The sequence below is a fragment of the Comamonas sp. BIGb0124 genome (genome assembly GCF_003752175.1).
Lineage (GTDB): Bacteria > Pseudomonadota > Gammaproteobacteria > Burkholderiales > Burkholderiaceae_C > Comamonas_F.
In genome coordinates this window covers 115,065-138,247 of the sequence record NZ_RJVF01000016.1, presented here as the reverse complement: position 1 = coordinate 138,247, position 23,183 = coordinate 115,065, and the positions used below count along the sequence as shown (strand labels likewise).

At 68.7% G+C, this 23,183-nt stretch carries 18 protein-coding genes; 6 read left to right on the top strand and 12 right to left on the bottom strand.

Going from position 1 to position 23,183, the window contains the following annotated elements; translation table 11 throughout:
- Window positions 1–18: 18 nt before the first annotated feature.
- The 8 genes from EC845_RS21550 to EC845_RS21515 form a co-directional block, all read right to left on the bottom strand.
- A complete protein-coding gene (locus tag EC845_RS21550; RefSeq protein WP_123300449.1) occupies window positions 19–888 on the bottom strand; it encodes a sugar phosphate isomerase/epimerase in 870 nt (289 codons plus the stop codon).
- Entirely contained in the window at window positions 885–1,799 is a 915-nt protein-coding gene (locus tag EC845_RS21545; protein WP_123300628.1) for a VOC family protein, read from the bottom strand. The genes EC845_RS21550 and EC845_RS21545 overlap by 4 nt, the downstream gene beginning before the upstream one ends.
- 120 nt (window positions 1,800–1,919) lie before the next feature.
- Window positions 1,920–3,809 (bottom strand): bifunctional sugar phosphate isomerase/epimerase/4-hydroxyphenylpyruvate dioxygenase family protein, encoded by a 1,890-nt coding sequence (locus EC845_RS21540; RefSeq protein WP_123300448.1) that lies wholly within the window; start codon window positions 3,807–3,809, stop codon window positions 1,920–1,922.
- Between the two features lie 37 nt (window positions 3,810–3,846).
- Window positions 3,847–5,163: an MFS transporter gene (locus EC845_RS21535; protein WP_123300446.1), complete on the bottom strand. Its 1,317-nt coding sequence runs from the start codon at window positions 5,161–5,163 to the stop codon at window positions 3,847–3,849.
- Window positions 5,164–5,238: 75 nt separating this feature from the next.
- Window positions 5,239–5,694, bottom strand: coding sequence for a type II 3-dehydroquinate dehydratase (gene aroQ / locus EC845_RS21530; protein ID WP_123300444.1), 456 nt, complete (start codon window positions 5,692–5,694; stop codon window positions 5,239–5,241).
- A 33-nt stretch (window positions 5,695–5,727) separates the two neighbouring features.
- Window positions 5,728–6,660 carry an AEC family transporter gene (locus EC845_RS21525; RefSeq protein ID WP_123300626.1) on the bottom strand — a complete coding sequence of 311 codons (933 nt, stop codon included), beginning with the start codon at window positions 6,658–6,660 and terminating at the stop codon, window positions 5,728–5,730.
- Between the two features lie 19 nt (window positions 6,661–6,679).
- Window positions 6,680–8,092: a D-serine/D-alanine/glycine transporter gene (cycA, locus tag EC845_RS21520; protein ID WP_123300442.1), complete on the bottom strand. Its 1,413-nt coding sequence runs from the start codon at window positions 8,090–8,092 to the stop codon at window positions 6,680–6,682.
- A gap of 151 nt (window positions 8,093–8,243) precedes the next feature.
- Window positions 8,244–9,245: a tripartite tricarboxylate transporter substrate binding protein gene (locus EC845_RS21515; protein ID WP_233598213.1), complete on the bottom strand. Its 1,002-nt coding sequence runs from the start codon at window positions 9,243–9,245 to the stop codon at window positions 8,244–8,246.
- A 260-nt stretch (window positions 9,246–9,505) separates the two neighbouring features.
- Here EC845_RS21515 and EC845_RS21510 point away from each other — a divergent pair, with 260 nt between their 5' ends.
- The gene (locus EC845_RS21510; protein ID WP_123300440.1) at window positions 9,506–10,717 is read left to right on the top strand and encodes a DUF1624 domain-containing protein; all 1,212 of its coding nucleotides are present in this window, start codon (window positions 9,506–9,508) and stop codon (window positions 10,715–10,717) included.
- Between the two features lie 23 nt (window positions 10,718–10,740).
- Window positions 10,741–12,195 carry an OprD family outer membrane porin gene (locus EC845_RS21505; RefSeq protein WP_199739885.1) on the top strand — a complete coding sequence of 485 codons (1,455 nt, stop codon included), beginning with the start codon at window positions 10,741–10,743 and terminating at the stop codon, window positions 12,193–12,195.
- A gap of 62 nt (window positions 12,196–12,257) precedes the next feature.
- On the opposite strand, the gene metH is transcribed toward EC845_RS21505, so the two are convergent.
- Entirely contained in the window at window positions 12,258–15,020 is a 2,763-nt protein-coding gene (metH, locus tag EC845_RS21500) for a methionine synthase (RefSeq protein ID WP_123300438.1), read from the bottom strand.
- Window positions 15,021–15,396: 376 nt separating this feature from the next.
- On the opposite strand from metH, the gene EC845_RS21495 reads away from it, so the two are divergent.
- Complete coding sequence (locus EC845_RS21495; protein ID WP_123300620.1) at window positions 15,397–16,461, top strand: DUF533 domain-containing protein; 1,065 nt, start codon at window positions 15,397–15,399, stop codon at window positions 16,459–16,461.
- A 30-nt stretch (window positions 16,462–16,491) separates the two neighbouring features.
- On the opposite strand, the gene gph is transcribed toward EC845_RS21495, so the two are convergent.
- Entirely contained in the window at window positions 16,492–17,208 is a 717-nt protein-coding gene (gph, locus tag EC845_RS21490) for a phosphoglycolate phosphatase (protein ID WP_123300436.1), read from the bottom strand.
- A 14-nt stretch (window positions 17,209–17,222) separates the two neighbouring features.
- Window positions 17,223–17,909 (bottom strand): ribulose-phosphate 3-epimerase, encoded by a 687-nt coding sequence (rpe, locus tag EC845_RS21485; RefSeq protein WP_123300434.1) that lies wholly within the window; start codon window positions 17,907–17,909, stop codon window positions 17,223–17,225.
- Window positions 17,910–18,101: 192 nt separating this feature from the next.
- Here rpe and apaG point away from each other — a divergent pair, with 192 nt between their 5' ends.
- The 3 genes from apaG (at window position 18,102) to thiL (ending at window position 21,774) form a co-directional block, all read left to right on the top strand.
- Entirely contained in the window at window positions 18,102–18,494 is a 393-nt protein-coding gene (gene apaG, locus EC845_RS21480; RefSeq protein ID WP_123300432.1) for a Co2+/Mg2+ efflux protein ApaG, read from the top strand.
- Between the two features lie 100 nt (window positions 18,495–18,594).
- Window positions 18,595–20,679, top strand: a complete 2,085-nt coding sequence (locus EC845_RS21475; protein WP_123300430.1) for a site-specific recombinase — start codon at window positions 18,595–18,597, stop codon at window positions 20,677–20,679.
- 72 nt (window positions 20,680–20,751) lie between these two features.
- Window positions 20,752–21,774, top strand: a complete 1,023-nt coding sequence (gene thiL / locus EC845_RS21470) for a thiamine-phosphate kinase (RefSeq protein WP_123300428.1) — start codon at window positions 20,752–20,754, stop codon at window positions 21,772–21,774.
- On the opposite strand, the gene gshA is transcribed toward thiL, so the two are convergent.
- Complete coding sequence (gshA, locus tag EC845_RS21465; protein ID WP_123300426.1) at window positions 21,775–23,088, bottom strand: glutamate--cysteine ligase; 1,314 nt, start codon at window positions 23,086–23,088, stop codon at window positions 21,775–21,777. It abuts the gene before it with no gap.
- Window positions 23,089–23,183 lie beyond the last annotated feature (95 nt).

Genomic DNA, 23,183 nt, shown 5'->3' with positions numbered 1-23,183 from the left:
GCCGGCTGCCGGCCGCGCTCAGCCGACGACCCGCCGGCGCAGCGCGCTCAGCGGCTGGCTGCGGCGCAGCACATCCTCGGCCAGCCAGTCGGCAGCCCGCCGTGCGCGCCGGGCCACCACGCCGTCGGGCAGGATGCGGCAATCGGCCTGGACATCCCAGAACACGTAGTCGCCTGCAAAACCCACGCGGTGCAGCCGTTCGACCAGGGCCTGCAGGCGGGCGCGGTGCAGGCCCTCGCCCGGGAACAGCAGGTCGTCGGGCACCAGCGCGGCGCTCGGCCCCTCGGCCGGCGCGGCCACCGGCTGCAGGGCATCGGCAAGCTGGACCATAAAAATCGACTCGGGCGCTATGCCCTCGAGCTGCGACAGGTCGGCCGGCTCGGCCAGCCATTCGCGCACATCGAGCGCCAGGCCCAGGTTGGGCTGTTCGGCGGCCTGGATGAGATCGGCCGCGACCATGAAGTCGCGCACGTGGCTGGCCCCCGGATGGGCCCGCAGGGCGATCCGCAGGCCGGGCGGCACGGCCAGCAAGGCCAGCTTGCGCAGGTCGCGCACGGTGTGGGCAAAGTCGCGCGAAGCGGCCGCCAGCGTCGAGGCCTCGATCACCAGCGTGCGGCAGCGCAGACGCCGGCACTGCAGGAGCAGCGACTTGGCCACGTTGAGCTTGTGCTGGTGCAAGGCACCGTCCAACCCTTCGTAGTCCAGCGCCACGCTCAGGGCGGCCAGGCGCAAGCCCTGCCAGTCCTCGATCGCATCGCCCTGCCCGGCCAGGCCTTCGGCACGGGCCACGACGGCGGTGAGACCGGCCTTGCGCACCTCGGCCAGCCGCTGGGGCAAGGGACCGGCCAGCGAGTCCAGGTCGACGCAGAAATCGCCCACGGGCGTCATGGCGCGGGCCTCGCCGTGTGGTGGACCAGCTCGAAGCTCACGCCGCCCATCGAGGGCTGGGTGAGCGCACCCTTCTGTTCGACGTGCAGGATGGGCGACTCGACGAAATGCACGCCGCGCTGGCCCAGCTCGCGCACCAGCTCCAGCACATCCGGCGCACCGAAGGCCAGCCGGTGCAGGCTTTCCTCGCCGTTGATGTCGAGCGCGTCGAGCTCGGGCTCGATGAGCTGCAGGAAAAACTGGCCGCAGGGGCTCTCCAGCACGTAGCCCTTGGGCAGGATGCCGAAGCGGGTGTCCTGCGGCATGAGCTGGAAACCGAAGAGTTCGGCATAGAACGCCACCCAGTCGTCCGAGCGGCCCATGCCCACGTACTGCACCACACCGAAGAAATGCATGCCCGCCAGCGCCGGCGGGCGGCTGTCGATGGCGGGGATCGGTACGAAATCCACGTCGTAGATCGAGAACTCCCGGTAGCGGTCGATCAGGTAGATCTGGCTGTGGCCCACGCCGTGCACGGCGGGAATGTTGAGTTCCATCACCTCGACATGGCTGCGCACCGGCCAGGCGCCGCGATCCTGCAGCACCTGGTAGGCATAGGCGGCGTTGCGCACGCGCAGGGCGATGGCGGCAATGCGCGGCATGTCGGCCGGCCCTTCGGGGGCGGCGCCCTCCACATGGGCATTGACGATGACGTTCATGCTGCCCTGGCGGTAGAGCACGACCTCGCGCGAGCGGTGGCGGGCGATGGCACGGAATCCCATCGATTCGAGCACCTGCCCGAAAGCCAGCGGGCGGGCGGTGGCGTATTCGATGAATTCGATGCCGTCCAGGCCCAGGGGGTTGGGCATGTCGCCCAGGGTTTCGCGGGGCAGGCCGGGCGACGGGCCTTCGGACTCGGGGTGGGTGATCATGGTCAGGCGGGCGCAGGGCCCGGAACGCAAGAAAAGGAGATGGTCGCCATTGTCTTGCAAAAACGGCGAACCACCCCGAAGCGCGTGTCCGGCGCCTGCCCGTTCACCGGCCGGGCGGCCTCAGGCGCCGGCCAGACGGGCGGCGGCATTGATGCCGCCATAGGCGTCGTAGCCGTCCACGCGCTGCACCACTTCGAAGTTGAAGCGGTCGGCCACGGTGTCGGTGTAGCAGTGGAAGTAGTCGCCGTCGGGCGAGCGGTCGAACAGCACGCCGGCTTCGGCCATGCGCTCGATGAGCGGCTGGGGCAGGTCGGTGCGGGCGATGAGGTCGTCGTAGTAGTTGCGCGAGATCGGCACCAGCCTGACGCCCTGCGCCCGCAGCGCCTGGACCGCCGCGAAGATGTCGGCGCAGGCCAGCGAGATGTGGTGCACCGCGACGCCGCCCTGCGCATGGGCTTTGCGTGCGGTATCGGTCTGCTGGCTCTGCGACACGTTGAGCACGAACCGCAGGGCCTGGCCGGCGCCGCCCACGCCGGTGCTGGAGACCAGCCCGAACGGATCGGCGAACTCGACCGTGGCCGCCGGCTGCAGGCCGAGCACGGCGCGTGCGAACAGCATCCAGGTGTCGCGCTGGTCCACCGTCATGCCGAGCGCGATGTGGTCCAGTCCGGTGATGCCGGCGCTGCGCGGAACGGCGGCATCCGCCTCGAGCACGAAGTCGGCGGCGAACAGGCCGTCCTGGCCGAGCGCCCGGGGCACCCAGTGCAGCACGATGCCGCCCGGCGAGACGATGGCGGGCATGCGGGTTTCGCCCGGGCCGATGGGGCTGTCCAGGCGGGCCGAGCACAGCGCGGCGGCGCGGTCGGCGGCCTGCTGCGGGTCATCGGCCAGAATGCCCATGGCGCACACCGTCGGGCCGAAATGGCCGAAGCGCGAGCGGGCAAAGGAGCCCGGTTCGGCATTGAGGATGAGCGCGGCCTCGCCCTGCCGGTAGAGCGTGGCCTTTTTGCTGCGGTGCTCGCCGGCGCGGGCAAAACCCATGGCACGGAAGAGCGCGCCCAGAGACTGCGCGGCCTGTTCGTCGACGGCGAATTCGACGAAGGCCACACCGCCCAGAGCCTGCGGCTCGGGCGGCGCGAACAGCGGCACGGCCGGCAGCGGCTGGGCCTGGCCCGCGGCGCCCGCTTCGTGGGCCAGGCGTTCGCGCACGCGGTCTTCGAGGAACAGCAGCGAACGCATGGCATCCACGGCCGTCCGGCGGTTGGGGGTCTCGCGGAACACGTCGTTGAAGATCTCGAGCGACAGGTTGCCGCTGTAGCCCGAACGCAGGGTGTGATAGAAAAAATCCTGCACGTCGAGCTGCCCCTGGCCGGGGAAGTTTCGATGGTGGCGGGCCCACTGGATGACCGACATCTCGAGCAGCGGCGCATCGGCCATCTGCAGGAAAAAGATCCTGTCGCCGGGGATGTCGGCAATGCCTGCAGGATCGTCGCCCAGCGACAGCGTGTGGAAGCTGTCGAGGATCAGGCCCAGGTGGGCGTGATCGGCCTGCTGCACGATGGACCAGGCCTGCCCGTACAGGTTGACATGGCGCCCCCAGGCCAGCGCCTCGTAGCCGACCTTCAGCCCGCGGCGTGCCGCGCGCTCGGCCAGTTCCCGAAGCTGTGCGGCGCTGCGGGCCGGATCGTCGAGGGCCTGCGGCGAGGTGTTGGAACAGCACAGCACCAGCGGGCAACCCAATGCCTCCATCACGTCGAACTTGCGTTCGGCGCGCTCCAGGCTGCGCTGGAACAGCGCCTCCGGCATGCCCTCGAAGTCCCGGAAGGGCTGGTAGAGATCGATGCCCAGCCCCAGGTCGTCGGCGCGCTGGCGCAGTTCCCGCGCGCTGCCGGGGAAGTGCAGGAAGTCGTTCTCGAAGAGCTCGACGCCGTCGAAGCCGGCGGCCGCGATGGCCTGCAGCTTCTGCTCCAGCGATCCGCTGAGGGAAACGGTGGCAATGGATTTACGCATGGTGGTTGTTCACTCGCTGAAGAATGCGGACCCGGCCTCAGGCCTGGCGGCGGCCCAGTTCACGCATGGGCGTGCGATAGGTTTCGCGGGCGGTCAGGGCCGCGATCGAAGCCACCACGCAAGCCGCCAGCGTGAACACCGCGACCGGCATCCAGGCCATGTCGCCGGTGCCCTGCAGGGCGGTTGCAATCGTAGGCGCAAAACCGCCCAGCGCGAAGCCGAGCTGGGTGCCCACGGCCATGCCGGACAGGCGCACCTTGGTGCTGAACATCTCGCCGTAGAACGCCGGCCAGACGCCGTTGGAGGCGCTGTAGGCCACGCCCGACATCAGGATGCCGAAGACAAAGACCAGCGGAATATTGCCCTGGCCGATGGCCCACAGGTAAGGGAACATCAGCAGGCCCGGGACGATCGCACCCAAGATGAAGACCGGCTTGCGGCCGATGCGGTCGGCCAGGATCGCCCACAGCGGAATGGCGGCCAGCGCGACCACGTTGGTCAGGATCGCCACCCACAGCATGGTCGAGCGCGCGATGCCCATGGTGTTGGCCGCATAGGACAGCGCATACACGGCAAAGATGGTGCTCACCGCCGAGACCAGCGCCATCAGCACGATGCGCACGACATCGGCCTTGTAGTCGCGGAACAGCTCGACCAGCGGCATGCGCGGGGCCCGCTTGGCTTGTGCCTCTTCCTGGAACACGGGGGTCTCGTCGAGCGTGCGGCGGATGATCACGCCCAGCAGCACCACGGCGGCGCTCAGCCAGAACGGCACGCGCCAGCCCCACGACAGCAGTTGCTCTTCGGGCAGTTGCGAGATCGGCAGGAACACCGCGGTGGCCAGGATCAGCCCGGCCTGCGTGCCGCTGAGCGTGAAGCTGGTGAAGAACGCGCGGCGTTCTTCGGGTGCGTGCTCGAGCGACATCGAGTTGGCGCCCGCCTGCTCGCCCGAGGCCGAGAAGCCCTGGCACAGACGCAGGAACACCAGGCAAAGCGGTGCAGCGACGCCGATCTGGTCATAGCTCGGGATGCAGCCCACCAGGAAGGTCGAGACCCCCATCAGCAGCAGGGTGAAGACCAGCACCTTCTTGCGCCCGAACTTGTCGCCCAGATGGCCCATGAACAGCGCGCCGATCGGCCGCGCCACGTAACCCACGCCGAACGTCGCCAGCGCCAGCAGGGTGCCGGCATGCGCATTTTCGCTGGGAAAGAAGATACGGCCGAAGACCAGCGCGGCGGCGGTGCCGTAGATGAAAAAATCGTAGTACTCGAGCGCGCTGCCGATCCAGGCGGCCAGCGCGGCCTTGCGGGGTGTGCGGACAGCTCCCGCACCATTTAGTTCATGACTGCTCATAACGACTCCTCGTAACAGTGGATGGCGCCGCGCCTGGCGGTGCCGGATGGGTGGCGAAGGCGACCTGGCCTGCGCTCAGTTTTTCTTGTGTGCGCGTGCCAGCGCATGGATGGCGACGGCATAACCCTCGATGCCCAGTCCGACCACGATGCCGGCCGCGGCGGGCGAGATGTAGGAATGGTGGCGGAAAGGCTCGCGGGCGTGCACGTTCGAGATGTGCACCTCGATGAGCTTGACGCTCGCGCCCTTGATGGCATCGTGCAGCGCCACCGAGGTGTGGGTGTAGGCAGCCGGGTTCATGACCACGCCGATGCACTCGCCGGCGGCCATGGCGCGGCCGGCTTCCTGGATCCAGTCGACCAGCACGCCTTCGTGGTTGCTCTGCCGGAAGTCGATCTCCAGGCCATGCTGCGCGGCTTCCTCGCGGCACAGACGCTCGACGTCGGCCAGCGTGGCCGAGCCGTAGATGGCCGGCTCGCGCAGCCCGAGCAGGTTGAGGTTGGGTCCGTTGAGCACGGTGATGGTTGCCATGGGTCGATCTCCTGGAAGAGTGGATTGTGGGAGTTAATGCGGGCCGAGCGCCATCAGCAGCAGCGTGATGGTGACGAATGAAAAGCCGGTGGCCATCAGCAGCGCGGTGGCGCTCAGGCCCTCGTGCTGGTAACGCTGGGCGAGGACCGGGAAGATCGCGGCCGTGGGCATGGCCGCGAACACCACGGCGGCCAGATGCAGCGAGGGATCGGTCGCCGGCAGCAACCACAGGATGAGCAGCACCGCCAGCGGCTGCAGCAGCAGCTTGGCGCTGGCCATCTGCAGCGCGTCGCGCAGCATGCCGCCCGCCTTCTGGCCGAAGAGCGTGCCGCCGACGGCAAACAGCGCCACCGGGCTGGCCACGGCCGCCAGCATCTCGAGGGCCTTGTCGACGACCGGCGGCACGTGCCAGCCCAGCGCGGCCAGGGCCACGCCGGCGGCGATCGCCAGGATCATGGGATTGCGCACCAGGCCCGAGAGCGATCGCCGCAGGGCCTCGCGCCAGCCCCCGGCCGAGCCCGAGCTGTCGGCCAGCGCCAGGCACAGCGGCATGATCAGCAGGTTCTCCACCAGCATGCTCAGGGCCAGCGCGGGCGCCGCCAGCGGGCCGATCAGCTGCAGCACCACGGGGTAGCCGATGAAGGCCGAGTTGGGCATGGAGCTGCCCAGGGCCATCATGGCGGCCAGCGGCAGCGGACGGCGCGTCACGCGCAGCACGTAGAACAGCATCAGGCCCGCCACCAGCAGCGCACCGCCGGCATAGGCCGCCAGATAGACCATGTCGAGCGTCTGCCCCAGCGGCTGGCGCGACAGCGATCGCAGCAGCAGCGCCGGCACGCAGAACATGGCCACGAACCGGCCCAGAACCCGCACGCCGCCCTTGTCCACCCAGCCTTGGCGCACGGAGACGTAGCCGAGCGCGATCAGCAGGTAGATGGGGCCGGTGACGAGCAGGATCTGCAGCATGAAGTGGGGTTCCGGATCGTCAGGCGCCCGGGGCCGCCAGCGCGGCGGCACGCCGCCGCACGAAGGGGTAGGCAACGCCCAGCAGCGCGAACCACAGAGGGGCCACGATCAAGGCCTGCCGCGTGTCGTGTTCGAGCGCCAGCAGCACCAGCACGAACGCGAAGAAAGCCAGGCAGGCCCAGGCCATGCCGCGTCCGCCCGGCATCTTGAAACGCGAAGCAGCCTGCAGCGCAGGCCGATGGCGGCGATAGGCCAGGTAGGACAGCAGGATCAGCGACCACACGAACATGAACAGGATCGCCGACAGCGTGGTCACCAGCGTGAAGGCCTCGATCAGGTCGGGCACCAGGTACATGAGCGCGGCGCCGCCCAGCAGGCACACGCACGAGAACAGCAGACCGGCAGCCGGCACCTGGCGGCTCGACAGACGCTGGAAACGCGCCGGTGCATCGCCCTTGGCCGCCAGACCGTAGAGCATGCGGCTGGTCGAGAACACCCCGCTGTTGGCCGACGATGCGGCCGAGGTCAGCACCACGAAATTGATCACGCCGGCCGCGGCCGGCAGGCCCGCCAGCACGAACAGCTCGACGAAAGGGCTCTTGCCCGGCACCACGTCGCGCCAGGGCGTGACGGCCATGATGGCCACCAGCGCCAGCACGTAGAACACCACGATGCGCACGGGAATGGAGTTGATGGCGCGCGGCAGCGTGCGCTCGGGGTCGCGTGCCTCGGCCGCCGTGGTGCCGACCAGCTCGATGCCCACGAACGCAAAGACCGCGATCTGGAAACCGGCGAAGAAGCCCATCAGACCATGCGGGAACATGCCGCCGTCCTGCCAGAGGTTGGCCAGGCTCGCCGTGCGTCCGGCGGGCGAGACGAAGCCGGTGGCCACCATGTAGACCCCCAGCGCCACCAGGGCGGAAATGGCCACGATCTTGATCATGGCGAACCAGAACTCGATTTCGCCGAACAGCTTGACCGTCAGCAGATTGAGGCCGAGCAGCACGCCCACGCACGCCAGGGCCGGTATCCACTGCGGCAGATCGGGCCACCAGAACTGCGTGTAGGCGGCAATGGCGATGACATCGGCGATGCCGGTGATGATCCAGCAGAACCAGTAGGTCCAGCCGGTGAAGAAGCCGGCCCAGGGACCGAGCAGATCGGCCGAGAAGTCGATGAAGGATTTGTAGCGCAGGTCGGACAGCAGCAGTTCGCCCATGGCCCGCATCACGAAGAACAGCATGAAGCCGATGATGAGGTAGACCCAGATCACCGAAGGTCCGGCCAGGCTGATGGTCTTGCCCGAGCCCATGAAGAGGCCGGTGCCGATGGCCCCGCCGATGGCGATGAGCTGGATGTGGCGGTTGCTGAGGCTGCGCTGCAGGTCCTGTCCGTCTGCGGACGGATGGTCCTGGGAATTGCTGCGGGTCATGTCTGGGGGGTGCTCCACATGGCGGGCACCGTCCCGCGCGGCACCACTTTGGGCAGCGGGGTCCGGGCGCCGAGAAAAACCGCGCAGCATAAACCAAAGGAGGCCGTGAACACTTCCGTGTACAGTCCCGGCCCGGGCAGCAGCATGGCCATCAACCTTGCTTGGGAATATGGGCGCGTTCGATCACGCCGCCCCAGCGCCGGATCTCGTCGCGCAGCAGGACCGAGGCGTCCTGCGGCGTGCTGGCCCGGGGCTCGATATAGAGCGCCTCGAGCTGCTGGCGCACGGCGGGCGCGGCCAGGGCGGCCCGGATGGCCGCATTGAGCGCGTCGAGCGCGGTCTGCGGCGCGCCCGAACGCACCGCCAGCGCGTTCCACGACGTGGCGATCCACTGCGGCACACCGGCCTCGCGCGCCGAAGGCACGTCGGGCAGCGCCGACGAGCGCCGGTCGTTGGTGACCACCAGCGCACGCACCGCCCCGGCCTTGACGTGCGGCATCATGGGCGTGAGGATTTCCACCACGGCATCGAGCTGGCCGCCGCGCAGCGCGCTGAACACCGCCGGGCTGCCGTTGAACGGCACGACCTGGAAGTCGAGGCCCGCGGCCGTCTTCATCAGCTCGGCCGCCAGATTCTGCGTGCTGCCGATCTGGATCGTGCCGACATTGAGCGAACCGGGCTGCTTGCGCGCATGGGCCGCCAGATCGGACCAGCTCTTGAAGGGCGAGCCGGCCGGCACGAACAAGGCCAGATCGAACGTGCCCAGCGTGGAGACCGGCTGGAAATCGCGGACGGTGTCGAAGGGCAGCGACTCGAACAGGCTCACGCTGACCGCATTGGCGTTCGACATCAGCAGCAGCGTATGGCCATCGGCCGGTGCCTTGGCCACGCCGTCGGCTGCGACCACGCCGCCGGCACCCGGCCGGTTCTCGATGACCACGGGCTGACCGAGCGTGCCGGCCATGTGCTGGGCGACGACGCGGGCCGTCAGGTCGGCCACGCCGCCGGCCCCGAAAGGCACCAGCACCCGCAGCGGCCGCGAAGGGAAATCGCCGGCGGCATGGGCCATGCCGAAAGGCCAGGTGCCGGCGGCCAGCACGGGCACGGTTGCGGCCAGGAAGGCGCGGCGCGTGGAATGCACGGGAATGGGCATGGTGTCTTGTCTCCTGTTGCACGGGCGGGCCTGGCCGCCGGGGCTGTCGCCGAAGTCTGCCACGGATCGCACCTTGCTGTCGTGGCACCGGCGGCAGCTGGAATGTGTATCGCTCACTAGCAGATATAACAAAACTCGCCGATGGCCTGTGCGCCGTCAGGAAGGCGGCCTTTCCGAGTCCGGGCACGGTCTTTCGTGATATTGATAAATTGATCTCATAGAATACCGTCCCTTTTGTTCCTGAGAGACGGTGACCCCAGATGACGACACCTCCATGGCAGTTGCCACCGGCCGCGGCTGCGAGTTCCAACCCGCCGCGTGCGCGCATGCCCTCCATCGACGCCCTGCGCGGCCTGGTGATGGTCTTCATGCTGCTCGACCACGTGCGCGAGACGTTTTTCCTGCATGCCCAGGTCAGCGATCCCATGGATGTGACGTCGACCGGACCGGCCCTGTTCTTCAGCCGTCTGCTGAGCCACCTGTGCGCGCCGGTGTTCGTGTTCCTGACCGGTCTGTCGGCGTTCCTGTACGCCAGCAAACAGGTGGACGGGCGTGCCACGGCCTCGGCCTTCCTGTTCAAGCGCGGTCTGTTCCTGGTGGTGCTGGAGCTGACGCTGGTCAACTTTGCCTGGACCTTCCAGTTTCCGCCTTCGGTGATCTACCTGCAGGTCATCTGGGCCATCGGACTCAGCATGATCGCGCTGGCGGCGCTGGTGTGGCTGCCCCGGGCCGTGCTGGTGGCCATCGGCCTGGCGCTGGTGGCTGGCCACAATCTGCTCGACGACGTGCATTTCGCTGCGGGACACGCCTTGAGCGTGCCCTGGGCCATCCTGCACGACAGGGGCTGGATCGACGCCGCGGAAGGCCTGCGCCTGCGCACCTCGTACCCCGTTCTGCCGTGGATCGGCGTGATCGCGCTGGGTTATGCCGCCGGACCGTGGTTTGCCGCCGGCTTCGACGCCGCGCGCCGTCAGCGCCTGCTGGCCCTGACCGGCCTGGGCCTGCTGGCCGGCTTCGCGGTGCTGCGTGCCCTCAACGGCTACGGCGAGGCGCCGTGGATGCCGCAGAACGGCCCGCTCGCCACGCTGATGAGCCTGCTCAACATCACGAAGTACCCGCCCTCCCTGCTGTTCCTGCTGCTGACGCTGGGCGTCGGCCTGCTGCTGCTGAGGCTGTTCGAACGCCAGGCGCAGGCCCGGGGCGGCGAGCCGCCGCGCGCGCTGCGGGTGCTGGCCGTGTTCGGCGCGGCGCCGATGTTTTTCTACCTGCTGCATCTGTACGTGCTCAAGGCGCTTTACCTGGCGGCCGTCGGCATCTGGGGACTCAACCAGGGCCAGTACTTCGGTTTCGACGGCATGGGTGCAGTCTGGCTGGCCATGGCGGTCCTGGCCGTCGCCCTGTACGTGCCGGTGCGCGACTTTGCCGCTTTCAAGGCCCGTCGGCGCGACATCGCCTGGCTGAAATACCTGTGACGACGATGCCGATCCGGAAACCGATGCCCTCGGCTTTTCTCTCCGCCGCCCGGGCCGCCGCCGTCTTGCCGGGGCTGGCGATTCTTGCCGCCTGGCCCTTGCAGGCGGCCGCGCAGGTCGTGCCGGCACCGTCCGCTCCGCCGCTGTGGGGCTCGGCAGACGCGCCGTCGGCGGACACGGCCCTGCCCCCGGCCGGCGGCGAATCGCTCGCCCGCCTGCTCCCTGCGGGCACCACCTGGCGCCTGCTGCAGCGCAGTGTGTACGACGAACGCCGCTACCAGGACGGACAGGTCAACGGCGCCGCGCGCAACGCCTACCTGCCCCGTGCGCAGCGCAGCCACAGCGCGCGCGAATGGGGCTACGGCCTCATGGGCAGCCTGGAGTCGGGCTACACCCCCGGCGTGGTGGGCCTGGGTTTCGACGTGCATGTCGACCTGGCCCAGGCCCTGGGCGGCAACGACTACACGGCGGGCAAGGCCAGGCTGCTGGCGGTGGACGACCAGGGCTATCTGCAGGACCACATCGCACGGGCCGGCGCCGCCTTCAAGGTGCGTTTTGCCTCGACCGTGCTGCGGGTGGGCGAGCAGCGCGTGAAGTCGCCGGTGTTCTCGTCGTCCGACTCGCGCCTGCTGCCCGAGTCCATGCGCGGCTGGCTGCTGACCCACCGCAGCATCGACGGCCTGGCGCTGCAGGCCGGCCATTTCACCGGCTCGACCGACCGCAACGCACGCCGCAGCAACAACCCGCTCACCGTCAACTACGCCGGGGCGGCGCAGGGCCGGGCTTTCGATTTCGTCGGCGGCACCTACACCGGCCTGCCGAACCTGGCGGCCACGCTCTACACGGCCCGCTACGACGACAACTGGCGCACCCATTACGCGGGTGCCAGCTACACCCTGGCGCTGGCCGGCCGACGCTCGCTGGCTTTCGACGCCCACGTCTACCGCAGCACCGACACCGGCAGGGCCCGCTCGGGGCGCATCGACAACACCACCGGCAGCCTGACGGCCAGCCTCCGGCAGGGTGCGCACAAGCTGAGCCTGGGCTACCAGAAGGTGCATGGCGACACGCCTTTCGACTATGTGAGCCGGGGCGCGATCTGGCTGGGCAACGCGATGCAGCTGTCGGACTTCAACGCGCCGCACGAAGCCTCCTGGCAGCTCGGCTACCAGTACGATTTCGCGGCCTGGGGCCTGCCCGGCCTGGTGGCGGCGGCCGCCTATGTGCGCGGCAGCGGCATCGACGGCAGCCGGACCGATCCGTCAGGCGCCTACGCCGGGCTGGGTTACGGCGTCGGTGGCAAGCACTGGGAACGCGACCTGATGCTGCGCTACACCGTGCAGCAGGGGCGCGCCAAGGGCCTGGCCCTGTCGGCCCGCTACGACGTGCACCGCGCCAATGCGGCGCAGGCCGAGCTCAACGCCAACCGCATCCGGCTGGCTGCCGAATGGCCGCTGGGCGGAACGCTGCGCGAGTAGCCCGCGCGCGTGCCGGGCATCGGCCCGACGCGCTCGGCCGAGATCGGTTCAAACCGATCCGCTCAAAGATTGGGGGCCAGCAGACGCTGCAGATCGGCCACCGCCACGCCCTGCCGCGCGGCCAGTTCCTCGACCTGGTCCTCGCCCACCTTGCCGACATTGAAGTACTGGCTCTCGGGGTGGCTGAAGTAGAAGCCGCTGACGCTGGCGGCCGGCGTCATGGCCAGCGACTCGGTCAGGGCCATGCCGATGTCCGCACACTGCAGCAGTTCGAACATGTCGGCCTTGACGCTGTGGTCGGGGCAGGCCGGGTAACCCGGTGCCGGCCGGATGCCGCGGTACTGTTCCTTGATCAGCGCCTCGTTGGAGAGGTTCTCGGCCGGGTCGTAGCCCCAGAGGTCCTTGCGCACACGCTGGTGCAGGCATTCGGCAAAGGCCTCGGCGAGGCGGTCGGCCAGGGCCTTGAACATGATGGACGAGTAGTCGTCGAGTTGCTCGTCGAACAGCTTCTCGCGTTTTTCCGCCCCGATGCCGGCCGTCACGGCAAACATGCCGATGTAGTCCGCCGCCTGCCCCGCCGGGGCGATGAAATCGGAAAGGCAGCGGCTGGGCCGCATCACGCCGTTGACGGCCTGTTTCTCGGTCTGCTGGCGCAGGCCGTGCCAGGTCATGGCCACCTGGCTGCGCGATTCGTCGGTGTAGAGCGCGATGTCGTCGTCGGCCACGCAGTTGGCCGGGTAGAAACCCACCACGCCGTTGGCCGTGAGCCAGCGGCCTTCGATCAGGCGCTTGAGCATGGCCCGGCCGTCCGCCTGCACCTGGGTCGCCTGCACCCCCACCACCTCGTCGGTCAGGATGGCCGGATAGGGGCCGGCAAGATCCCAGGTCTGGAAGAAAGGACCCCAGTCGATGTAGTCGGCCAATTCCGCCAGATCGAAGTTGCGGAACACGCGCCGTCCCAGGAACTTGGGCACGGGCGGGGTGTAGCCGGTCCAGTCGACGGGGGTCTTGTTGGCCCGCGCACGGGCGATGCTCCACATCGGCACCTGCTTCTTGTTGGCATGCTGGTGGCGGACCTTGTCGTAGTCGGCCCGGATCTCGGCGATGTACTGATCCGCCTGATCGGACAGCAGGCTCTGCGCCACCCCCACGCTGCGCGAGGCGTCCGGCACGTAGACCACCGGACCGTCGTAGTGGGGAGAGATCTTGACCGCCGTGTGCACCCGGCTGGTGGTGGCCCCGCCGATCAGCAGCGGCATGTTGCGCAGGCGGAAATAATCGTCCTTCTGCATCTCGCTGGCCACGTACTGCATCTCCTCGAGGCTGGGCGTGATCAGGCCCGACAGGCCGATGATGTCGGCGCCCTCGGCCCGGGCCTTGGCCAGGATCTCGTGGCAGGGCACCATCACGCCCATGTTGACCACTTCGAAGTTGTTGCACTGAAGCACGACGGTGACGATGTTCTTGCCGATGTCGTGCACGTCGCCCTTCACGGTGGCGATCACGATCTTGCCCTTGGAGCGCACATCCAGCCCGGCGGCCTGGTGCTGCCGCTTCTCTTCCTCGATGTAGGGAATGAGATGGGCCACCGCCTGCTTCATCACCCGGGCGGACTTGACCACCTGCGGCAGGAACATCTTGCCCGCGCCGAAGAGATCGCCCACCACGTTCATGCCGTCCATCAGCGGCCCTTCGATGACGTGCAGCGGCCGGCCGCCGCGTGCCAGCACCTCCTGGTAGGCCTCCTCGGTGTCGGCCACGATGAAATCGGTGATGCCGTGCACCATGGCGTGCGACAGCCGCTGCCCCACGGAAACCGGCTGCTCGGGCGTGCCGCGCCACTCCAGTTTCTTGCTGTCGTCCTTGGCGCCGCTCTTGGCGGTTTCCGCGATTTCGACCAGGCGTTCGCCCGCATCGGGCCGGCGGTTGAGCACCACGTCCTCGACCCGTTCGCGCAGCACCGGCTCGAGGTCGTCGTACACGCCGACCATGCCCGCGTTGACGATGCCCATGTCCATGCCGGCCTGGATGGCGTGGTACAGGAACACCGTGTGGATGGCTTCGCGCACCGGATCGTTGCCGCGGAAGGAGAACGAGACATTGGAGACCCCGCCCGACACCTTGGCCCCGGGCAGGTGGCTCTTGATCCAGCGGACCGACTCGATGAAGTCGACCGCGTAGTTGTTGTGTTCCTCGATGCCGGTGGCCACGGCAAAGATGTTGGGGTCGAAGATGATGTCCTCGGGCGGGAAACCGACCTCGTCCACCAGGATGCGGTAGGCACGCTCGCAGATCTCGATCTTGCGCGCGTAGGTGTCGGCCTGCCCGCTCTCGTCGAAGGCCATGACCACGGCCGCCGCGCCGTAGCGGCGGATCAGGCGGGCATGGTGCTTGAAGGGCTCGACGCCTTCCTTCATGGAGATCGAGTTGACGATGCCCTTGCCCTGCACGCACTGCAGGCCGGCCTCGATCACGTCCCACTTCGAGGAGTCGATCATCACCGGCACCTTGGCGATGTCGGGCTCGCTCGCGATGAGGTTGAGGAACTTCACCATGGCCGCCTTGGAGTCCAGCATGGCCTCGTCCATGTTGACGTCGATGACCTGCGCGCCGTTCTCGACCTGCTGGCGGGCCACCGCCAGCGCGTCCTCGAACTGGCCATTGAGAATCATGCGGGCGAAGGCCTTGGAGCCCGTCACGTTGGTACGCTCGCCGATGTTGACGAAAAGCGTGCCCGCATCGATGGCCACGGGCTCCAGGCCCGACAGGCGCAGGGCCGGCGGCTGCACGGCGGAAGAGGACGGAAGAACGACGGTCTCGGACATGGTGGGACTTTGGTATTCGGCAAGAAGGCGCGGCGGCCTGTGCCCGCCTGCGGCCCGGCTGGCGGGCACGCTGGACGAGCGAATACGCGATTTTAGAGGGGAGCCGTCGCGCCGACGGCCGCTCTTCCTGCACACGCCGCGGCCGCCTGCCGCCACAATGGAGAAGAGCGCTGCTTCGACATCGGCGTGGCGCGCGGCTCGCAGCCCCCATACACACACAACAACCGGGGCTCGCCCGAGCGAATTTCCACCGCCCCCTGCCAGCCGGCCGGTCGTCTGTCACACGATCGCCCCCCCCCGCATGGCAGGGTCGCAACAGGCACTTCGGGCTTTCCGCCCGCTTGAATGACACGGCAACCGTCCCGAGATGGAACTCATGAACACGACCACCACCCCGACTCCTCCCGCCCCGGCCAGCTCCGAGCACCGGGCCATCCTCACGCTGGCCCTGCTGGCGGCTTTCGCCGATGGCCGCAAGCACGACGGCGAACGCGAGCAGATCCGCACGCTGGCCGAATCGCTGGCGGGCGAAGGCGCCATTCCCGACCTTCCGCGCCTGTATCAGGATGTGCTGCTCAAGCGCGTCGACCTCGATCGGGCCTGCCAGGCGCTGGGCGACGATCTGGGCGCGCGCCAGCTGGCTTACGAGATGGCCGTGTGCGTGTGCGACGCCGACGGCAGCCAGTCACCCGAGGAACATGCGTTCCTCCAGCGCCTGCACCATGCCCTGCGGCTGGATACGAGCCACGCGCAGGTCGCAGCCGAGGCGGCGGCCGAGAACGAACGCCAGGCCGACGCCCTGGCCGCGCTGCCGCTGCCGGCGGCCCAGCCGCCGGAAAACCCCCTGACCCACCCGGTGCCCCAGCCCGGCGCGGCCGAGACCGCGCCGCCGCTCGTGGCCGCGCAGACCGGTGCCCTGCTGGTGCCCGAGGCCGAACTCGACAGCCGCATCCTCAAGGGCGCCATCCTGGCCGGTGCGCTCGAACTGCTGCCGCAATCGTGGGCCACCATGGCCATCATTCCGTTGCAGATCCGGCTGGTCTACCGGGTGGGGCAGGCCTATGGCCACGACCTCGATCAGGGCCACATCAAGGAATTCATCACCGCAGCCGGCGTCGGCCTGACCTCGCAGTACCTCGAGCAATTCGGCCGCAAGCTCATGGGCGGCCTGCTGGGCAAGGTGGCGGGCGGCCTGGGCCGCAAGGCCGGCGGCGCAGCCACCGGCATGGCCTTCTCGTTCGCGACCACCTATGCGCTGGCCCACCTGGCCAAGCGGTATTACGCCGGCGGCCGCCAGATGACGACGGCCACACTCAAGCAGACGTTCGACGGCCTGAAAGAACCGGCCGCACGGCTGCAGAGCCAGTACGCACCGCAGATCCAGGACCAGGCCCGCACGCTGGACGCGTCCAGCGTGATGCGCCTGGTCAAGGGGCTCTGAGCCCCGGCCGGGCGGGCGGCCGCCTGGCCGTCAGCGGGCCGGGCGCAGCGCCTGCGCCAGTGTGTCCAGATCGGGCACCACGCCATCGGCATCGATGCCGTCGACCGGCACGCCATGGTTGTAGCCGTAAGGCACCAGCACCACAGGGCAGCCGGCGGCCCGCGCGGCCTGCGCGTCGTTGACCGAATCGCCCACCATGAGCAGCGCCTGCGGCGCCACGCCGAGCAGACGCGCAGTGCCCACCAGGGGCATGGGGTCGGGTTTCTTGCGTTCGTAGGTGTCGCCGCCGGCGACGACCGCAAAGCAGTCCGCGATGTCTTTGCGCGCCAGCAGGGTGCGGGCAAACCCCTCGGGCTTGTTGGTCACGCAGGCCAGCGGCAGTCCGGCCGCGCGCAGCCGCGCCAGCCCCTCGAGAACGCCCGGGTACAGGGCGGTGTGCTGGCCGTTGAGCGCCTCGTAGTGGCGCATGTAGTGGCCCCAGGCCGCGGCATACAAAGACTGGGTGTCTTCGGGGGTACGGTGGGCGGACGACGCCACGCAGGCCAGCACGCTGTGCAGCAGGTGCTCGGTGCCCTTGCCGACGAAGTTCGATACCGTCTCGCGGGCGATGGGCGGCAGCGAGAGCTCGACCAGCATGGCCGAAATCGCGGCATGGAAATCCCCCAGCGTATCGGCCAGGGTGCCGTCGAGGTCGAAGGCCACCGCGCGGATCGCCGCCGCGTCGAAGGCCGGCACGGAAGTCGTCATGGCGCCCTTCCCGCTCACACGCCGGCCAGTTGCAGGCGCATCTGGTCGATCACGCCCTTGTAGTCGGGCTTGCCGAAGATCGCGCTGCCGGCGACGAACGTGTCCGCACCGGCCGAGGCGATGGCCGCGATGTTGTCGGGCTTGACGCCGCCGTCGATCTCCAGGCGGATGTCCTTGCCGCTGGCCAGGATGCGCTTTCTGGCGTCCTCGATCTTGCGCAGCGCACTGTCGATGAAGGACTGGCCGCCGAAGCCCGGGTTGACGCTCATGATGAGGATGAGGTCGATGTCGTCGATGACCCAGTCGAGCACGTCCAGCGGCTCGGCCGGATTGAACACCAGGCCGGCCTTCACGCCCTTGGAGCGGATGGCCTGGATGCTGCGGTGCACATGGCTGACGGCATCGGGATGGAAGCTGATGTAGTCGGCACCCGCATCGGCAAAGGCGGCGGCGAGCGCGTCGACGGGGCTGACCATTAGGTGCACGTCCATGGGCACGGGCTGGCCGTCGGGGGTCCGGGCATGCGGCTTGATGGCCTGGCAGATCATCGGGCCGAAGGTCAGGTTGGGCACGTAATGGTTGTCCATCACGTCGAAATGGATCCAGTCTGCGCCGGCGGCGATGACGTTGGAGACCTCCTCGCCCAGACGGGCGAAGTCGGCCGACAAGATGGAGGGGGCGATGCGGTAGGTCGGGTTCATGGGGCCGTATTGTCGCAGCCCCGCGAGGCGGACACCGCGGCATCGACATCGGCGCGGCGCAAGGACCGACCCTCGGTGGGCTATTGCTGTTTTTTCGCCGCTTTCGTTCATCTTCTCGCAGCGATCTGCAGTCTGTTGCACAATACCCGACCAAGATCAGCCCCAGCGGCCGCCCTGCGGCCACTTGCGCACATGCCCCTCTACCAATTCCAGGTCGAAACCGAACCCGCCTACCTGCCCGACCAGTCGGCGCCGGAACGCGGCATCTACAGCTTCGCTTACACGATCACGATCACCAACACGGGCGACATCGCGGCCCAGCTCATCTCCCGCCACTGGCATATTCAGGACACCAGCGGCCGCACCGAAGAGGTCAAGGGACTGGGCGTGATCGGCCAGCAGCCGCTGCTGCAGCCCGGCGAATCCTTCCAGTACACCAGCGGTTGCCGCCTGCGCACGGCCACCGGCACCATGCGCGGCAGCTATTTCTGCGTGGCCGAGAACGGCGAGCGCTTCGAGTCCGCCATTCCCCTGTTCGTGCTCGACGCCGGCGACGACGCCAGCGCATCGCGCGTGCTGCACTGAGCCGCAGCACCGCCTCTGCCGGCCGCCCAGCCCTCCACGACCCTGGCCCGGCCCTCCGGCCGCCGGTCTGTCCGACTCCAGCGCCGCAAGGACGCTTTCCATGAATTCTTTGTCTACTCTCTTGCAGCGGCTCGATCCGCAGGCACCGCTGGTCAGCCGGCATCTGATGCTGATCGAACTGCTGGACTGGCTGCGCGGCGACCGCCGCTCTCCGCAGGCCGCCGTGGCCCGCCTGCAGATGCTGGTCGATGCCCTCGGTTCCCATCCCGACGCCGCCCGGCGCCTGGCGGCGATCTGGGAAAAGCTGGTGACCACCGTCGACACGACGACGCTGCTGGCCGATTTCGGCTTTGCGCCGCGCAGCGCCTTCTTCAGCGAACTGGGTGAACGCCTGCGCTACAAGCTGCTGCCGGCCACGCCCGAGACGGCCGACGCCTCCGAACTGTTCATGCTGCTGCGCCCCACGGCTTTCGATGCCCAGTGGCTGGGTCAAGCCGACGAGGCGTTGCTCGAGCGTCTGCTGGGCTACCTGCGCGGCACGGGGCTGCCCGCAGCCGACCCGGGCGTCGGCGCCGTCTACAGCCCCCCGGCGACGGCCGAAGCGGCCCCGCCCGCCGCCACCGCCTGGCAGCACGCGCTGCTCGACGCCATCACCTATTGCGCCGGCCAGGTCAGTGCCACGGGCTTCGCCCCCGAGCTGCGCCTGCGCATGAACGAACCCGCGCGACTGGCGCGGCCCTTCCACGCCCTGCCGGCCGATGCCGAAGCGTTCCGTGCCGCCTACCTGGCCCTGCCGCGCGACGATGCACGGGTGCACGAGGCCCTGCAGCATCTGCGCGACCGTCTCGACGCCTGCCGCCAGGCGGCCAACAGCGTCTACGAACACCTGGAGCAGCACGGCATCTCGGTCGGCCTGGTGTTTCGCCTGCGGCAATTGCGTGAGCGGCTGCTGCGCATCCGCGAACTGCTGGATTGCCTGCGCTCGCCCTCGCAGGCCGCCAGTGCCGCACGTTTCTTCGTGCGCCTCATCCACGTCGGCCGCGAGCGGCGCAGCATCCGTGCGCTGATCGGCAGCAACTCCTCGCTGCTGGCTGCCAAGGTGACCGAACGCAGCGCCGAGACCGGCAGCCAGTACATCACCCGCACGCCCCGCCAGTTCGCCGCCATGTTCCGCAAGGCCGCCGCGGGCGGCGCGCTGATGTCGATCACGACCTGCATGAAGTTCGTGATCCTGGGCCTGGGGCTGTCGGCCTTCTGGGGCGGCTTCTACGCCAGCCTCAACTATGCGCTGAGCTTTGTGTTCATCCACCTGCTGCACTGGACCATCGCCACCAAGCAGCCCGCGATGACGGCACCGGCCATGGCCACCAAGCTCGCCGACATCAACAGCGAGGAGGGCGTGGAATCGTTTGTCGACGAAGTCACCCACCTGGTGCGCTCGCAGGCGGCGGCGGTGCTGGGCAACGTGCTGTTCGTGGCCCCCTGCGTCATGGCGATCAGCTACCTGATGCTGCTGAGCTCCGGCCGCGCGCTGATCGACCCCATCCAGTCGGTGCATGTGCTCGAGAACCTCACGGTGCTGGGCCCGACCGCGCTCTTTGCGGCCTTCACGGGCGTGCTGCTGTTTTCAGCCAGCATCATCGGCGGCTGGGTGGAGAACTGGTTCGTGCTGCACCGGCTGGATTCGGCCCTGCGCTACAACCCGCGCATCACCCGCGTCGTGGGCATCGCGCGTGCCGACCGCTGGGCCCATTTCATGCGGCGCAACATCACGGGCCTGACCTCCAACATCTCGTTGGGCTTCATGCTCGGCCTGATCCCGGCCTTCGCCAACTTCTTCGGACTGGGGCTGGATGTTCGCCACGTCACGCTGTCCACCGGGCAGGTCGCCGCGGCGGCCGCCTCGATGGGCTGGTCCATCGTGCACCTGCCGGTGTTCTGGTGGTGCATCGTGGGCGTGCTGATCACGGGGCCGCTCAACGTCATGGTCAGTTTCTACCTCGCCTTCCTGCTGGCCCTGCGGTCGCAGAACGTCAGCGGCCTCGAGCGCCGCCGCATCTACGGTGCGCTGCGCGCCCGCCTGTGGCGCAAGCCCTGGAGTTTCCTGTGGCCGTCGAAGGCGGTGGCTTCACCGCCCCCGGTCCAACCGCCCGCACCGCCGTCCACGCCACCGACCCCGACCTGAGGCCGCAGGCGAACCGGCCGCCGACGCCCCGATCAGAACCGATCCGAAACCCCACACCAGGAGCCAGCCGACATGGGTGAATTCGACCTCATCGCACGTTTCTTCACGCGCCCCGTGCAACGCGCCGCGCTGGGTGTGGGCGACGACTGCGCCCTGCTGGCGATGGGGCCCGGCGAGCACCTGGCCATTTCCAGCGACATGCTGGTCGAGGGGCGTCATTTCTTTGCCGGAACCGATCCGGTCGCACTGGGCCACAAGACCCTGGCCGTCAACCTCAGCGACCTGGCGGCCTGCGGTGCCGAGCCCCGCGCATTCACGCTGGCGCTGGCGCTGCCGCGTGTCGACGAAGCCTGGCTGGCCGGGTTTTCGCAGGGCCTGCTGGCGCTGGCCGACCGACACGGGTGCGAGCTGATCGGCGGCGACACCACCGGCGGGCCGCTCAACCTGTGCGTGACGGTACTGGGCGCGGTGCCCCGTGGGCAGGCCCTGCTGCGCAGCGGCGCCCGCGTGGGCGACGATGTGTATGTGAGCGGCTCGCCGGGAGACGCCCGCCTGGCCTTGCAGGCCCTGCGCACGCAGCATGCAGCAGCGGGCGGGGCGGCGTCGCCGGCCTCGTCGTCGTCACCGGCCGAAGACCCCAGCGCCGTGCACCTGCCGGAGACGACGCTGGCACGCCTGCGGCAGCGCCTGGAACGGCCGGAACCCCGGGTGGCCCTGGGCCTGGCGCTGCGCGGCACGGCCAGCGCCTGCGCGGACGTGAGCGACGGCCTGGTGGGCGATCTGGGGCATATCCTCCAGGCATCCCGCGTGGGCGCCCTGCTCGATGCGCGGCTGCTGGCCGAGGCCATGAGCCCGGCGCTGGCCGCCCTGGCGCCCGATCTGGCCTGGGCGTACGCGGCCTCCGGCGGCGACGACTACGAACTGGTCTTCACCGCCCCGGCCGATCGGCGCGCAGCCGTCGCGGCCGCTGCGAGCGCCGGCGGCACAGCCGTGACCCGCATCGGCCGCATCGAAGCCGAGCCGGGCCTGCGCTGGCTCGACAGCCAGGGCCGGTCAGCGACACCCGGCTGGAGCGCGTTCGATCATTTCGCCTGATCAGTAGACCTCGGCCTGGGGATCGGTGGCTTCCATCTCGTAGCTGGCCGCCAGCATGGCCAGGCGCGCGATCACGCCGTACATGTAGAAGCGGTTGGGCGCGCTGGCGCCGGGTTTTTCGCCCGGCTGCGGCAGGTGATGGCTTTCGGCGAAAGCCAGCGGCACATAACGCGAACCGGGCGCATTGGTGCTCTCGTCGCTGCTGCGCTCGGCATGGATGCGGTAGAAACCGCCCACCACGTAGCGGTCGAGCATGTAGACCACGGGCTCGGCCACGGCGTCGTGCACCCGTTCGTTGGTCAGCACGCCTTCGCGCAGGAACAGGTCGATGGGAGCGTTGGCGGCCTTGGCGCTGCCGGCCTTGCCGCGCGGCTTGCGCAGCAGGGCTTCGAGCTCGGACGAATCCCGCACCGTCAGCACCGGCGGCGAGCCGCCCAGCGGATCGCCATGCGCCGCGCCGTTGTTGGGTTTGATGACCACGAACGGCTTTTCGGAAATGCCGTATTCCTTGTATTTGCGCCGGACCCGCGCCAGCAAGGCGTCGACCTCGGTGCGCAGGCGCTCCATGTCGGCGGCCTTGCCGACCTGGATCTCGCCCAGGTGGGTGTGCATGGGGTTGATCAGCCAGGGATCGATGCCCAGCAGCTTGCCGAAGCGCTTGGCCACCTCTTCATAGGCCTTGAGATGGTTGGAGCGGCGGCGCTGCGACCAGCCCGCGTGCAGCGGCGGCAGCACGTACTGCTCGTGCAGGTCTTCCAGGATGCCCGGGACGCCGGCATGCAGGTCGTTGTTGAGCAGGATGGTGCAGGGATCGAAGTGCTTGAGCCCCAGCCGGTTGCGCGTACGCTGCAGCGGCTCGACCAGAATCGTCTCGCCCGAGTGCAGCTTGTACTCCTTGGCCGACTTGACCGCCGGATCCAGCGAGCCGAAACGCACGTTCAGTCCGGCATTCTCGAAAATGCGCTGCATCTGCAGCAGGTTGGCCAGGTAGAACGAGTTGTCGGTGCGCACATCCGGCACGATGAGCAGGTTGCGCGCCTCGGGGCAGATCTTCTCGATCGCCGCCTGTGCGGCCTGCACGGCCAGCGGCAGCATGTCGCGCGTGAGGCTGCTCCAGCCCCCCGGAAACAGGCTGGTGTCCACGGGCACAAGCTTGAAACCGGCGTTGCGGATGTCGACGGCGCTGTAGAAGGCCGGCGTGTGCTCCATCCACTCGAGCCGGAACCAGCGTTCGATGGCGGGCATGGCATCGAGCATGCGCTGCTCGAGTTCGTTGATGGGCCCCGTCAGGGCTGTGATGAGATGGGGGACCATAGAGTTGCTTTATACGTAGACGGACGACGATAGCCTGGTCGGGAACAGTCCATTCTAGTTGGGGCGGCGGGCCCGCTTCTCAAGACGGGGCCATC